17 protein-coding genes are annotated in these 13,231 nt (G+C 61.8%); 6 read left to right on the top strand and 11 right to left on the bottom strand.

Translation table 11 applies throughout. From position 1 onward, the window contains the following. Positions 1-71: 71 nt before the first annotated feature. The 3 genes from dapD to UF78_RS14135 all read right to left on the bottom strand — a co-directional run bounded on the left by dapD (position 72) and on the right by UF78_RS14135 (position 1,969). Positions 72-1,106 (bottom strand): 2,3,4,5-tetrahydropyridine-2,6-dicarboxylate N-succinyltransferase, encoded by a 1,035-nt coding sequence (gene dapD, locus UF78_RS14145; protein WP_045162857.1) that lies wholly within the window; start codon positions 1,104-1,106, stop codon positions 72-74. A gap of 46 nt (positions 1,107-1,152) precedes the next feature. Then, positions 1,153-1,524: an ArsC family reductase gene (locus UF78_RS14140; RefSeq protein WP_045162856.1), complete on the bottom strand. Its 372-nt coding sequence runs from the start codon at positions 1,522-1,524 to the stop codon at positions 1,153-1,155. A 112-nt stretch (positions 1,525-1,636) separates the two neighbouring features. After that, positions 1,637-1,969: a thioredoxin family protein gene (locus UF78_RS14135; protein ID WP_045162855.1), complete on the bottom strand. Its 333-nt coding sequence runs from the start codon at positions 1,967-1,969 to the stop codon at positions 1,637-1,639. Positions 1,970-2,107: 138 nt separating this feature from the next. Here UF78_RS14135 and UF78_RS14130 point away from each other — a divergent pair, with 138 nt between their 5' ends. Further along, positions 2,108-2,353, top strand: coding sequence for a hypothetical protein (locus UF78_RS14130; protein WP_045162854.1), 246 nt, complete (start codon positions 2,108-2,110; stop codon positions 2,351-2,353). 11 nt (positions 2,354-2,364) lie between these two features. Continuing rightward, entirely contained in the window at positions 2,365-2,511 is a 147-nt protein-coding gene (locus UF78_RS22900; protein WP_155397652.1) for a hypothetical protein, read from the top strand. A gap of 37 nt (positions 2,512-2,548) precedes the next feature. On the opposite strand, the gene dapC is transcribed toward UF78_RS22900, so the two are convergent. From dapC to purM, 5 genes are read right to left on the bottom strand one after another with little or no spacing between them, the layout of a single operon-like run. Then, a complete protein-coding gene (gene dapC, locus UF78_RS14125; RefSeq protein ID WP_045162853.1) occupies positions 2,549-3,745 on the bottom strand; it encodes a succinyldiaminopimelate transaminase in 1,197 nt (398 codons plus the stop codon). Between the two features lie 52 nt (positions 3,746-3,797). After that, positions 3,798-4,463, bottom strand: a complete 666-nt coding sequence (locus UF78_RS14120) for a COG3650 family protein (protein ID WP_045162852.1) — start codon at positions 4,461-4,463, stop codon at positions 3,798-3,800. 56 nt (positions 4,464-4,519) lie between these two features. Then, a complete protein-coding gene (locus UF78_RS14115) occupies positions 4,520-5,230 on the bottom strand; it encodes a DUF3108 domain-containing protein (protein ID WP_045162851.1) in 711 nt (236 codons plus the stop codon). An 8-nt stretch (positions 5,231-5,238) separates the two neighbouring features. After that, a complete protein-coding gene (gene purN, locus UF78_RS14110; protein WP_045162850.1) occupies positions 5,239-5,886 on the bottom strand; it encodes a phosphoribosylglycinamide formyltransferase in 648 nt (215 codons plus the stop codon). Continuing rightward, positions 5,886-6,944 carry a phosphoribosylformylglycinamidine cyclo-ligase gene (gene purM, locus UF78_RS14105; RefSeq protein ID WP_045162849.1) on the bottom strand — a complete coding sequence of 353 codons (1,059 nt, stop codon included), beginning with the start codon at positions 6,942-6,944 and terminating at the stop codon, positions 5,886-5,888. Before purM ends, purN begins: the two co-directional genes overlap by 1 nt. 313 nt (positions 6,945-7,257) lie before the next feature. On the opposite strand from purM, the gene UF78_RS14100 reads away from it, so the two are divergent. From UF78_RS14100 to hda, 3 genes are all read left to right on the top strand, one after another. Next, a complete protein-coding gene (locus tag UF78_RS14100; RefSeq protein ID WP_045162848.1) occupies positions 7,258-8,358 on the top strand; it encodes a DUF2066 domain-containing protein in 1,101 nt (366 codons plus the stop codon). A 135-nt stretch (positions 8,359-8,493) separates the two neighbouring features. Next, positions 8,494-9,582 (top strand): AI-2E family transporter, encoded by a 1,089-nt coding sequence (locus UF78_RS14095; protein ID WP_045162847.1) that lies wholly within the window; start codon positions 8,494-8,496, stop codon positions 9,580-9,582. Beyond that, positions 9,579-10,283 carry a DnaA regulatory inactivator Hda gene (hda, locus tag UF78_RS14090; RefSeq protein WP_045162846.1) on the top strand — a complete coding sequence of 235 codons (705 nt, stop codon included), beginning with the start codon at positions 9,579-9,581 and terminating at the stop codon, positions 10,281-10,283. The genes UF78_RS14095 and hda overlap by 4 nt, the downstream gene beginning before the upstream one ends. A gap of 201 nt (positions 10,284-10,484) precedes the next feature. On the opposite strand, the gene UF78_RS14085 is transcribed toward hda, so the two are convergent. Genes UF78_RS14085 through arsC form a run of 3 tightly spaced genes read right to left on the bottom strand, consistent with a single transcriptional unit; the run spans position 10,485 to position 11,843 of the window. Then, positions 10,485-10,895, bottom strand: coding sequence for a DUF2069 domain-containing protein (locus tag UF78_RS14085; protein ID WP_045162935.1), 411 nt, complete (start codon positions 10,893-10,895; stop codon positions 10,485-10,487). Beyond that, complete coding sequence (gene wrbA / locus UF78_RS14080; protein WP_045162845.1) at positions 10,888-11,493, bottom strand: NAD(P)H:quinone oxidoreductase; 606 nt, start codon at positions 11,491-11,493, stop codon at positions 10,888-10,890. Before wrbA ends, UF78_RS14085 begins: the two co-directional genes overlap by 8 nt. Then, the gene (arsC, locus tag UF78_RS14075; RefSeq protein WP_045162934.1) at positions 11,490-11,843 is read right to left on the bottom strand and encodes an arsenate reductase (glutaredoxin); all 354 of its coding nucleotides are present in this window, start codon (positions 11,841-11,843) and stop codon (positions 11,490-11,492) included. The genes wrbA and arsC overlap by 4 nt, the downstream gene beginning before the upstream one ends. Before the next feature lie 161 nt (positions 11,844-12,004). Here arsC and UF78_RS14070 point away from each other — a divergent pair, with 161 nt between their 5' ends. Beyond that, on the top strand, positions 12,005-13,225 hold the full coding sequence (locus UF78_RS14070) for a virulence factor BrkB family protein (protein WP_045162844.1): 1,221 nt from the start codon (positions 12,005-12,007) through the stop codon (positions 13,223-13,225). Positions 13,226-13,231: the final 6 nt, after the last annotated feature.

The raw sequence follows: 13,231 nt of genomic DNA, 5'->3' as shown, positions 1-13,231 counted from the left end.
AAGCTGGAGGCTGGAAGCCAAAGCGGTGCGCTGTTGCGTTCAGCTTCCGGCTCTGGCCACCAGCCAAGCGGTCAGTTGTGCGCGTGCAGCGCTTCGTTCAGCTCGATCGCCGATTTGTGAGTCTTGCATTCCACCGCGCCGTTCTGAGAATTGCGGCGGAACAGCAGGTCTGTCTGGCCGGCAAGTTCGCGTGCCTTGACCACCTTGACCAGCGCGCCCTGTTCGTCGAGCAGGTTTACCTTGGTCCCGGCGGTGATATACAGGCCTGCTTCGACAGTGTTGCGGTCGCCGAGCGGAATACCGATGCCGGCGTTGGCGCCGATCAGGCAGCCTTCTCCCACGGAAATGACGATATTGCCGCCACCCGACAGCGTGCCCATGGTCGAGCAGCCGCCGCCCAGGTCCGAGCCCTTGCCTACGAACACGCCCGCTGAGACGCGCCCCTCGATCATGCCTGGGCCTTCGGTGCCGGCGTTGAAGTTGACGAAACCTTCATGCATCACCGTGGTGCCTTCGCCCACATAGGCGCCAAGCCGGATGCGTGCGCTATCGGCGATACGCACGCCGGCCGGCACCACGTAGTCGGTCATCTTGGGGAATTTGTCGACGGAAACGACTTCCAGCAGATAGCCCTTCAGACGCGCTTCCAGCTGACGCTCGGCCAACTCGGCCAGATCCACCGCTCCCTGATTGGTCCAGGCGACGTTGGGCAGCAGCGGGAAGATCCCAGTCAGGTTCACGCCGTGCGGCTTGACCAGGCGATGGGAGAGCAGGTGCAACTTCAGGTAGGCCTCGGGTGTGGACGTCGGTGCAGTGTCGTCGGCGAGCAGCGTGACCACCAATGGGCGCTGACTTTCGGCCAAACGGGTCAGCAGGGCGTGCTGTGCGGTGTCGAGCGGCTTGATCGCATCGGCCAGTTGCGCGGCCTGGGTCGTGCTGATGGCAATCGCCTGGTTGCCGCCTTCATAGCCGAGCAGCGGCGCAATGATGGCAACCAGTTCACCGGCCGGGCGCAGCAGCGGCTGCGCGTAGAAGACTTCCAGCCAGCTGCCCTGACGATTCTGGGTGCCGACGCCGAAGGCCAGGCTGAATAGGGTGTTGCTCATAGGGAAAATCCTTCTTATCAATCGCGGCTCGTCGTGGCGAGCGGTATCAGTTCTTGGCTGCCAGCGCGGCAGCGTAAATGTCCGGCTTGAAGCCGATTAGCGTCTTGTCGCCCAGGTCGAGCACCGGGCGTTTGATCATCGACGGCTGGGCCAGCATCAGCTCGATGGCCTTGGCCTGATCGAGGTCGGCCTTCTGCGTGTCGTCCAGCTTGCGGAAGGTGGTGCCTGCACGGTTGAGTACGATTTGCCAGCCGTGTTCATCGCACCAGGCTTCCAGATGGGCGCGGTCGATCCCGGCGCTCTTGTAGTCATGGAAGTCATAGCTTAGCCCTTGCTGGTCGAGCCAGGTGCGGGCTTTTTTCATGGTGTCGCAGGCTTTGATGCCGTACAGACAGAGTCCTTTGCGTTTCTCGGGCATGACAGCTCCGCGTTCTCCGGCCAAACTGGGCCGCGGATTATGCCACGATGAGGCAAAGCCTGCCGCCCGTTGGGGCACTGCCTGGCAGGGTGCGTTGTCGCTCAGGAGGGCCTTAGCCCGTGGCGCTATCGGCTTGGCTGAGCAATCGTTCGATTGCCTGAGTATCGGTAGGGCGCACCACTCGAGCCAATTCCTCTCCCTGGCGCATCAAAATCAGGGTCGGCCAAAGCTTGACCCGGAAGGAGCGGCCCAGCGGGCGGCCCGGTCCATCCTCGATTTTCAAGTGGCGAATGTCGCGCTCGGCCATGGCTTGGGCGAGCAGAGGCTGCGCCGTACGGCAATGACCGCACCAGCCTGTACCGAACTCGAGCAGAGTGAGACCGTCGAGCGCATCGACCTCGTCGCGGGAAGGGGCGTTGGACATGTAGGTTTCGCTCATTGGCATAGAGGGCTCCCGGTCGTCTGTTTATAGGTGGAGTCGCGGCAGTGCCATGGGTTCAGTGAGTGGGTCACGAAGAAGACGTTCGACCTTTTTCTCCCTCTACGTTGTCCATTGATCACAGTCGCAACGATGAGGTCATGTATGGCACGCAAGCATTTCGAAAACCATGAAGCCATCTCGTCCGCCGTTCCTGCCGATGACGGATTCGAGGCAGTGATAGCCGTGAAACGGCGGGGGACGGAAGAAAACGCCCAGGTATTCAAGGTGGCTAACGGGCGGCGGTATGACCTTGCCTCCGAGGCCGAGACTGCAGCCGAAGCTGCACTGACCAAGGTCACGGAGGTCAGCGACGAAGGTGAACTGATCTGGGAAGAGAACGCAATCTGAAGGAGGATGCCATGAACGAACCCGAAAAACCGGATGTGGACGAGCGTGACAAAAGCGACGAGCCCGTCACTGCGGACATTCCAGAGCACATGAAACCGGAAAATCTGGAAAAACTGCGCGATTACGGCAAGGACAAGATCCCGCCGGGGGTGGCCTGAATCGGTAAGCCGGACGTCGCAACGTCCGGCTTCCAGATCACGACTTGGCGATGAAGGCGCGGATGCGCTCGGCAGCCTCGACGCAATCGGCGAGCGGCGCCACCAGCGCCATGCGTACCCGGCCCGTGCCCGGGCTGAATCCATCCACTTCACGTGACAGATAGGAGCCCGGAACTACGGTCACGTGTTCGCTGGCAAAGAGTTCGCGCGTGAACTGCTGGTCATCGCCAGGCGTCTTAGGCCACAGGTAGAAGCCGCCATCGGGACGCTGCACCTCCATCACGGAGGTGAGGATGTCCAGCACCGCATCGAACTTCTCGCGATACAGCTGACGATTGGCCTGCACATGAGCTTCGTCGTTCCAGGCGGCGATGCTGGCCAGCTGTGTTTGCACCGGCATGGCGCAGCCGTGATAAGTGCGGTAGAGCAGGAACGCCTTGAGGATATCCGCGTCGCCAGCGACGAAACCTGAGCGCAGGCCGGGCAGATTGGAGCGCTTGGACAAGCTGTGGAAGACCACGCAGCGTTTGAAGTCCTCGCGTCCCAGGGCGGCGCAGGCGGTCAACAGCCCTGCCGGCGGGTGTTCTTCGTCGAAGTACAGCTCGCTGTAGCATTCGTCCGCAGCAATAACGAAGTCATATTCGTCGGCCAGAGCGATCAGCCGCTTGAGCGTCTCGAGTGGCACCAGCGCGCCGGTGGGGTTGCCCGGCGAGCAAAGGAAGAGGATCTGAGTGCGTCGCCAAGTTTCTGCCGAGACCGCATCGAAATCAGGGTTGAAACCGTTTTCGGCGGTGCAGGGCAGGTAATGCGGCGCGGCGCCGGCCAGAAGCGTTGCGCCTTCATAGATCTGGTAGAACGGATTGGGGCTGATCACCAGCGCATCGGCGCTGCGCTTGACCACGGCCTGGGTGAAGGCGAAGAGCGCTTCGCGAGTACCGTTGACCGGCAGCACGTGGCGCGCCGGGTCGATGCTCCCCGCCGTAACGCCGAAGCGACGCTCGCACCAACGGGCGATCGACTCACGCAGTGCGGCAATCCCAAGGGTGGACGGGTATACCGCGAGTTGGTCCAGATTGGTCGCCAGTGCCTGGGCCACGAAATCGGGCGAAGGATGTTTCGGCTCGCCGATCGACAACGCAATCGGGCGCTTGTCGGCCGGCGGTTGCGCGCCGGCGAGTAACACGCGAAGTTTCTCGAACGGGTAGGGCTGTAGCAGGGACAGGTCGTCATTCATGGTCGGAGTCTTCGAAGCGTAGGGAAGCGCGGCGATGGGCGCTTCGATAGGTTCATTCGTTGCGGGCGCCACCGTAATAGGCGCAGCCACGCAGTGTCTGGTTGTCGAGGCGCAGCTCGGCGGTCAGATGGCTGACGGCACCGGTGGCACCATCGACGCAGCGTTGCGGGGCGACCCAGAGATCGATGCGTTGGCTGTTGGCTTCGCTGCTGAAATTGGTTTGCCCGCCGGGCAACTGCTCTTCTAGATAGGGCACCGCCAACGGCGCCTGGCCGAGCCGCTCGAGCAACAGGCCTTTGGTCGTGATTCGAACGCTCCAGCCCGGTTCGTGACCGCCGGCGCGCAGTGCCAGCTGGTTGAATCCGCTCGCGTCGCAGCCGGGTCCTTCGCTCTGAAGGCGGTAAACCTGGGTCAGCTGCATTTGGCTGCTGCCATCGGCGCGCGAGATCAGCCTGCCACGCACATCGGCGAACAGCGGTCGGCCGCTGTCGGAGAGCAATGCCTGGGCATCGTCAGACAATCCGGTCGTGCCGGTATCGAGCAGCTCGACTTGTCGCTGACCCTGACAGCTACGCAATAGCAGCATCCCTTCGTTGCGCGTGACTTCGCCCTGCAGCCGTTCGACCGCTTGCCGAGATGGCTCGTCGCGCCAGGAAAACGCTTGGCAGCCAGCGAAAATCGGCAGCAGAAGGAGCAGCAGGGAGCGGGGGTAGGTCATGACGGACTCGGCGTAGCAGCGGACGGTAAGGCGCCAGCAGGCTGGCGCGGTGGGGATCAGTTACCCTTCACGGCTTTGCCGTCGACGGTGCCTTCGTCGAGCATGATCTGGTATTCCTTGCCGTCCTTTTCGATCTGGTGCAGGCGGACCAGCAGGTAATCCCAATCGGTGGCGAACCAGAGAATGGTCTGGCGTTTGCTCTGCGTCGGATCGCGCACGCGTTCCACTTTGATTGCGTCGACCTGGCCGGCTTTGGTGCTGACCTTCTCCTCGCCGAGTACGCGGAAGTCATAGGTTTCGATTTCATCGCCGTCGACCACCTGGTAACTCATGCTCTTTTCGCCCGCCGCCACGGCGTGTTGAAGCGCGATCTGGTAGGTGGACTTGTCCAGCAGGCCGCGGTTGAGCGGCAGCTTGACCGGGTCGCCGCGATCTTCGCCGACAACCTGTTTGGCGGCCCAATCGAAATCATGCTTGATGGTCTTGCCCTTGCCGAGCCCGCTGCGCTTCAGGCGATACTTCTGCGGCAAGAAGCTTTCGCCCTCGACCTTGAACGTGCTGCGTTCATTGAAACTGGCTACCAGCATGGAAGCCTCGAAATCCAGTTCCCAGATGTCACCCTCGCGCTTTTCCAAGCTGCGCTGGGCGGTGCCGCTGACAGGAACTTGCTTCCAGTCTGCGGTATAGCTGGCGGAGAAGGGCTTGAGCTCCAGGGCCTGAACTGGCAAAGCCAGTACGGCAAGAGCAAGCAGCAAGACGCGACGCATAAGATCTCCTAGATTCGTAACAGATGGCCGGTAGTCGGCAGTGGGGCGCCATCCAGCATCGCGCCTTGCTCGGTAAGGCGCAAGCGGCCTTCGGCAAACCAGCGAACGGCCAGTGGGTAGATGATGTGCTCCGCCGCATGCACCCGATCGGTCAACTGGCCGATGCTTTCGCCGTCTTCGATGGTGAGTGTGGCCTGTACGGCAACCGGCCCGCCATCGAGCTCTTCGGTGACGAAATGCACGCTGCAGCCGTGCTCGCGATCGCCGGCTTCGAGTGCGCGGCGATGGGTATCCAGCCCCTTGTACTTCGGCAGTAGGGACGGATGAATGTTAAGCAGCCGGCCCTGGTAGTGACGGACGAAGCCAGGGGTGAGAATGCGCATGAAACCGGCCAACACCACGAGCTGTGGCTTGTGCCCATCGATGACGTGCATCAGAGCCGCATCGAAGGCTTCGCGGTCGGCAAAGTCCTTGTGCTGCACCACGTGGGTGACAATACCGACAGCTTGTGCACGCTGGAGGCCGAACGCTTCGGCGCGATTCGAAACAACCGCACGGATGCGCACCGGATTGTTTTCGCCCAGGCTATCGATCAGAGCCTGCAAGTTGCTGCCAGACCCTGAAATCAGCACCACGACGTCGCAGGGTGCGCTCATCAATGACTTTTCAGGTTGTTCAGTACGACGCGGTCTGCGGCTTCGTCAGCCGATGCGATCCGGCCGATCACCCAAGGGCTTTCGCCAGCGCTGCGCAAGTTGTCGAGAACGGTCTCGACCTGCTCCTGAGCGACGCAGATGACCATGCCGACTCCGCAATTCAGCACGCGGTGCATTTCATGCTCCTCGACGTTGCCTTGCTGTTGCAGCCAGTCGAAAACCGCAGGACGTTGCCAGCTGCCGACGTCGATAACGGCCTGGCTGCCTTCGGGTAGCACGCGCGGAATGTTGTCCAGCAGGCCGCCGCCGGTGATGTGCGCCATGGCCTTGACCGCACCGGTGTCCTTGATCAGCTTGAGCAATGGCTTGACGTAGATGCGGGTCGGCGCCATCAGCAGCTCGGTGAGCGGCTTGCCATCGAGTTGGGTGTTCTCGATGTCGGCTCCGGCTACTTCGATGATCTTGCGGATCAGCGAATAGCCATTGGAATGCGGGCCCGAAGAAGGCAGTGCAATCAGAGCATCGCCGGCAGTCACTGTCGAGCCGTCGATAATTTCGCTTTTCTCTACTACGCCGACGCAGAAACCGGCTAGGTCGTAGTCTTCGCCTTCATACATGCCGGGCATTTCGGCCGTCTCGCCACCTACCAGCGAACAGCCGGCCAGCTCGCAGCCGGCGCCGATACCGGTAACCACGGTGGCGGCGATGTCGACGTTGAGTTTGCCGGTAGCGTAGTAATCGAGGAAGAACAATGGTTCGGCACCACAAACCACCAGATCGTTGACGCACATGGCCACCAGGTCCTGGCCAATGCTGTCGTGCTGGTTCAGGTTCAGGGCCAGGCGCAGCTTGGTACCCACACCATCTGTACCGGACACCAGCACCGGCTGCTTGTAGCCAGCGGGTATTTCGCAGAGCGCGCCGAAGCCGCCCAGGCCGCCCATGACTTCAGGACGCGCGGTGCGCTTGGCCACACCCTTGATGCGTTCGACCAGCGCCTCGCCTGCATCGATGTCGACACCGGCGTCCTTGTAGCTGATGGAGGGTTGCTTGCTCATAATCCGGACCTGTGAGGAGAGTGCGGGGCGACCGGTGGGACGAGACGATTGTCTCAACGTGGCGAAGGTGCCGGACCGGTCTGCGGAAAGCGCGCGATTTTATCAGGCTTGCCGCAGAGCGGCCATCCCGGACGCAGTTGCGTCGGGCAAGTTCGCACAAACTGCCTGGTTTTTTTAGCCGCATGCGCAACAGCCAAGTGCGGCGGTTGCCCCGATTCAGGCGCCTGTTTAAGGTATAACGCTTGATTCATCGTGGCCGGTCGTCATCGCGACCGACCGGCTCCCCACGACTGGCCAGCCAGCGAGTATTTCCATGCGCCTCATTCCCCGCTTTTTTTTCGCCCTCTGCGGTGTGGCCGCATCCGCCCACGCCATGGCTGCGCCCCTCAGCGATCTTTACAAGGTGCGTGAACCGGTTGCCAGCCAGCAGCCGGCGGAACGTGAAGAGGCGCTGCGCAAGGCATTCGATACCTTGGTCTTGCGCCTCACGGGTAAGGCCGAGGCGGACCAGGCCGCCGTTGCGCAGTTACGCAAAGATCCGCAACAGCTCGTCAGCCGATATGCCTATGAAGACAATGCGGTCGTGGTGAACTTCGACCCGACCACTACCGAGCGTGCGCTGCGGTCCGCCGGGTTGTCGTTGTGGGGGGCTGACCGCCCCAGCATTCTCACCTGGTGGCTGGGAACGTCGCCAGAAGGCTCGCAGCTCGTCGGCGATGCGCAGGAAGGTTCGTCCGAACTGCGCGTGGCCGCCCAGCATCGCGGCTTGCCGTTACGTCTGCCACTGGCCGATCTGAGTGAGCAGCTCGCAGCCACCACCGAGGCCGTCTCGGCGAAAGAACCACAGGCGCTTCGCGAAGCCTCGGAACGCTACGATGCCGATGGGCTGCTGGCGGTGGTGGCGAAACAGTCCGGTGAAGCCTGGGAAGCCAACTGGCGGCTCTGGCTCGGTGACCAGCAGACGCAAGGCAAGGCGAGCGGTGACAGCCAGGCTGCAGTGGCCGATGAGGTGATGCTGGCAGTCAGCACGTTCCTGGCGCCGCAGTATCGGGTGGCGCCAGGGGAGACGTCGGAGATCACGCTCGAGGTGCTGGGCGCCGATGTCGATCGGTTTGCCGAGCTGGATCGCCTGCTCGAACCTTTCGGTGCGCGCTTGCAGCGAGTCGAAAGCGACCGGTTGGTGTATCGCCTCAACGCCAGCCCGGAGCAATTGCGGGCGCAGTTGGCATTGGCGCGGCTGCATGAGGTCCCTGCCGATGAAGCCGCTGCGCCGCCGCTTGGCACCGACGTGCCGGCTGGCGAGGTCGGCGCACAGCCGATCGACGCCGAAGCACCGCTCGAGGAGCCGGTTCAGCCTGCTGCCGAGCAAATCCCACCGGCAGAGCAGGGCGAGGTGCTGCGCTACCGCTGGTAGCGGTATGGGCGGGCCGACATGCCCGATACAAACGGAGCGGGCGCTGCAATTGGCGGCGCCCGCCGGCTACGAACCTCCTCTTTCGCCTGCAGTGGCCGTGCGGCCTCGAATCAACCGGAGCAAGGCGTCTTGACCATGACGATCACTCATACCAACCGCTGGCTATGGCTGGCGGCGTTATTACTGCTTGGCTGGCTGATCTATCAGCTTTCACCCATTCTTTCGCCGTTTCTAGTCGGCATTCTGCTGGCCTACCTGGGTGATCCGCTGGTCGATCGGCTGGAGCGCTGGAAACTGTCCCGCACCTGGGGCGTGATACTGGTGTTCGCGTTGTTCAGTCTGCTGTGTCTGGTGCTACTGCTGGTACTGGTGCCGATGCTGGGTAAGCAGTTGATGCATCTTTATCAATTGGCACCGTTGGGACTCGACTGGTTGCAGATGACGGCACTGCCCTGGATGCAGATGCAGTTCGGCCTCGATGAGGACTTTTGGCGCTTCGACCAGATCAAGAGCGCTTTTTCCGCCAATATCGGCAGCACCAAAGATGTGGTAGCGGTCATTCTGAGTCAGGCCACGGCCTCCAGTATCGCCTTGCTGGCCTGGTTGGCGAACCTGCTGTTGGTACCTGTGGTGTGCTTCTATCTGTTGCGCGACTGGGATTTGATCATGGCCAAGCTTCGGTCGTTACTGCCGCGGCGGCGCGAAGAAACCGTCATGGTGCTAATGCGCGAATGCCACGAGGTGATCGGTGCCTTTCTGCGAGGTCAATTGCTGGTGATGCTGGCGCTTGCCGTGGTCTATTCCGCCGGACTCATGCTGGTCGGCGTAGAGCTGGGGTTGTTGATCGGCGTGCTGGCTGGTCTCGCCAGCATCGTGCCGTACATGGGATTCGTGGTCGGTATCGGTGCGGCCCTGATCGCCGTACTGTTCCAGTTCGGTCTCGAGCCCTATCCATTGCTGGGCGTCGCGGCGGTGTTCACGGTCGGGCAGATGCTCGAAGGCATGTTGCTGACGCCGTTATTGGTTGGGGATCGGATCGGTTTGCATCCGGTAGCGGTGATCTTCGCGGTGCTGGCTGGCGGGCAGCTGTTCGGGTTCACCGGTGTGCTGTTGGCGTTGCCTGTGGCTGCGGTGATCATGGTTCTGCTGCGTCACGTGCATGATCTCTATAAACTCTCGGACCTTTACGCCGAGCCGCCGGTCGAGCCGCCCCGCCAACCATGAAACCCATTCAACTGCCCTTGGGCATCCGTCTTCGTGACGATGCCACCTTCGCCAACTTCTACCCGGGCGCCAATGCCGCTGCGCTGGGCTACGTCGAACGGGTCTGTTCGCCGGAAACCGGCTGGTCCGACGAGTTGGTCTACCTCTGGGGCAGTACTGGGGTCGGGCGCAGCCATCTGTTGCAGGCCGCCTGCCTGCGCGTCGAGCAGCGAGGCGAGTTGGCCGTGTATCTGCCGCTTGCCGATGTGGCTGAGTATGGCCCGGCGCTGCTGGATAATCTGGAACAGAGCGAGTTGGTCTGCCTGGATGATCTGGATGCCGTGGCGGGCGATCCGGTGTGGGAGGAAGCTCTGTTTCATCTGTTCAATCGACTACGCGACAGTGGCCGCCGTTTGCTGCTTGCCGCAGATGCCTCTCCGCGAGAAATCGCCGTGCAGCTGGCGGATCTCAAGTCCCGCTTGAGCCTTTCACTGGTATTTCAACTGCAGGAACTGTCGGACGAGGACAAGCTGCGCGCCCTGCAGCTTCGTGCCTCGCGCCGCGGTTTGAATCTGCCGGATGACGTCGGTCGCTTTATCCTCACCCGCGGTGCGCGCAGCATGAGCGCGTTGTTCGAATTACTCGATCGGCTGGACCAGGCCTCGCTGCAGGCGCAGCGCAAGCTGACCATTCCGTTTCTCAAGCAGACGCTCGGCTGGTAAGGGCAGGATGCAGCTGCTTCGTTCGTTCTAGCCGCTGGCGCGGCCGAACGTCGGGCGGGTGCGCTGAAACCTTCTCCGAGAAGTGCGAAGGCCTGGGTAGGGTGGGCTTCGGTCCAGCGAATACCGAACTGGCCACTCCCTCGCACACGACGCCTTCAGCGCCGTTCTCTCATGGCACTGTTGCTGTGCCGCGGGCCCGCCTCAGCTTTCGCCCGAGGCTTTGCGCTCGTACTGATAAGCCCAGCGGGTATAGAGCAGCGCACTGACGAAAAGCGTCAGGCTGATGATTGCTTCCAACCAACCATATATCGCTCGGGCGGGGTTGATGGCGGCGAGTACGCCCTGAATGAAGTAGAGATTGACGATGAAGCAGGTCCAGGCATGAGCGCGTGGACTACCCGAGATCATGCCTGGGGCGACCAGAAGCAGCGGAATCAGCTGGATGCCGACCACGACCCAAGTGCGCGCACCGTGCAGGTCGGCGAAAACCAGATTCCAGATGGTCAGCAGGACAGCGAGGCCGATGAAGCTGGCCAGGCTTATTGCTCGGCTGAGTTTTACCCGGGGCGTCAGCCATTCCAGGGAGGGGAGTGGTTTAGGCGTTCTAGCCACGGTCATTCTCCAGACGCTTGGCGGTTTGCGCGAGGCGCTGGCCCAGGGCTCGACAGAGGTGGATTTCATGCTCATCCAGCAGACGCTTGCCGTCTGCGCCAGCATGGTGGCTGGGACCGTAGGGGGTGCCGCCGCCGCGGGTCTCGAGCAGGGCGTTTTCGCTGTAGGGCAGGCCGAGCACCAGCATGCCGTGGTGCAGTAGGGGCAGCAGCATGGATAACAAGGTCGACTCCTGGCCGCCGTGCAGGCTCGAGGTCGAGGTGAAAACGCCGGCGGGTTTGCCCACCAGTTCCCCCGTCAACCAGAGCCCGCTGGTGCCGTCGAGAAAGTATTTCAGCGGGGCGGCCATGTTGCCGAAGCGGGTCGGGCTGCCAAGAGCCAATCCGGAACAGTTCTTCAAGTCGTCGAGTGTGGCGTAGACCGCCCCTTGCGCCGGGATCGTCGGTGCCACTGCCTCGCATTCGGTGGATATCGCCGGTACGGTGCGCAACCGCGCCTCGAGGCCACCTTGCTCCACTCCGCGAGCAATCTGTCGCGCCATTTCGGCCGTCGCGCCGTGGCGGCTGTAGTACAGCACCAAGATGTACGGCGCGCTCACGGCAGGATCTCCAGCACTTTCTCCGGTGGCCGGCCGATCACTGCGACATCGCCGGCAACCAGAATCGGCCGCTCGATCAGTCTTGGATGCGCGACCATCGCATCGATGATCTGGGCGTCGGTGAGCGCTGGATCCGTCAGGTTGAGCGCCTTGTATTCCTCTTCACCGCTACGCAGCAGCTGTCGGGGTGCGATGCCCAGACGAGCTAGAATCTGCTTGAGTTCTGTGGCCGAAGGAGGTGTTTCCAGATAGCGGATGACGGTCGGGGTCAGGCCGCGCTGTTCGAGTAGTTCCAGCGCGCCGCGTGATTTCGAGCAGCGTGGATTGTGATAAAGGGTCAGTTCGGTCATTTGTAATTGCTTCGCGCCAGTGTAGGCAGCCATTGTAACCTTCAATATGGCGAGGCCTGAAACGCCAGTCGCAGGTAACTGTCTGCGAAGATGGACTTTCGGTTGTCATAAGCCTGTGAACAAGCGCGTCCGAAAATCGCGATTGGCACCAAGGGGATGGAATGCAGCAACGAGTCAAGGATTTCGTAGAGTTCGGCCGTTTCCTGGTGCAGCGCTTCCTGGCGGATCGCGGCCCACACAGTGCCGCCGCGTTGACCTACACCACGCTATTTGCGGTGGTGCCGATGATGACGGTGACCTTCGCCATGCTGTCTGCCATTCCAGCGTTCCAGGGGGTTGGCGAGCAAATCCAGATGTACATTTTCAGCAACTTCATACCCTCCACGGGCGCAACCATCCAGGAATATCTGGTTGCCTTCACGGATCAAGCAAGGCAGCTCACCTGGTTTGGTGTCGGTTTTCTGATGGCGACGGCACTGATGATGCTCCTGACCATCGAAAAAGCGTTCAACGTGATTTGGCGGGTGCGTCAGCCACGCCGTGGCATCTCGAGCTTTCTTCTGTACTGGGCGATTCTGAGCCTCGGCCCGCTGTTGCTGGGTGCGGGGTTCGCCATGAGCACCTACATCACCTCGCTGTCATTGATCTCCGGCCCGCACGCACTGATCGGTGCACGCACCGTGCTCAAAGCGATGCCACTGGTGCTCAGCATTGCTGCGTTCACCTTGATCTATGCCGCCGTGCCGAATACCCGGGTGCCGCTACGGCACGCCATTGTCGGAGGTAGCTTCACGGCGGTTTTATTCGAGGCGGCCAAGCAGATGTTCGGTTTGTATGTCAGCTATTTCCCCAGCTATCAGCTGATCTACGGAGCCTTCGCCGCGGTGCCGCTGTTCCTGCTCTGGGTTTATCTTTCCTGGATGATCGTGCTGTTCGGTGCGGAGCTGGTATGCGGGATGTCTTCGTCCCAGCAATGGCGGCGTCGCTCGGTCCCGCGCCTGCTGGTCATGCTCGGTTTGCTGCGGGTGCTTTACGAAAGCCAACTGGCTGGACGTGAGGTGCGGCTGCGCGACGCCCATCGAAATGGCTGGCAACTGCCAGAGGACGAGTGGGACGAGATCCTTGAGTTCTTCGAGCGCGAGCAACTCGTCTGCCGGACCGGGTCATCCGGATGGGTGCTATGTCGCGATCTCAACCATTACAGCTTCGATCAATTGTTGCGTTGTAATCCCTGGCCGCTCTCGGGCAGACACGCGTTGCCGGAGCATCTGGACGAGCTATGGTATCCGACGCTGCGGCAGTCGCTGGAGCTGCTGGAGAAGGAGCAGGCCAGCCTGTTCGGTGGTAGTGTCGCGGACTGGCTGCAAGCGCGACGGATATGAACGAGC

The sequence above is a fragment of the Stutzerimonas stutzeri genome (assembly GCF_000952685.1).
GTDB lineage: Bacteria > Pseudomonadota > Gammaproteobacteria > Pseudomonadales > Pseudomonadaceae > Stutzerimonas > Stutzerimonas stutzeri_E.
This window is presented reverse-complemented; position numbering and strand designations above follow the sequence as displayed.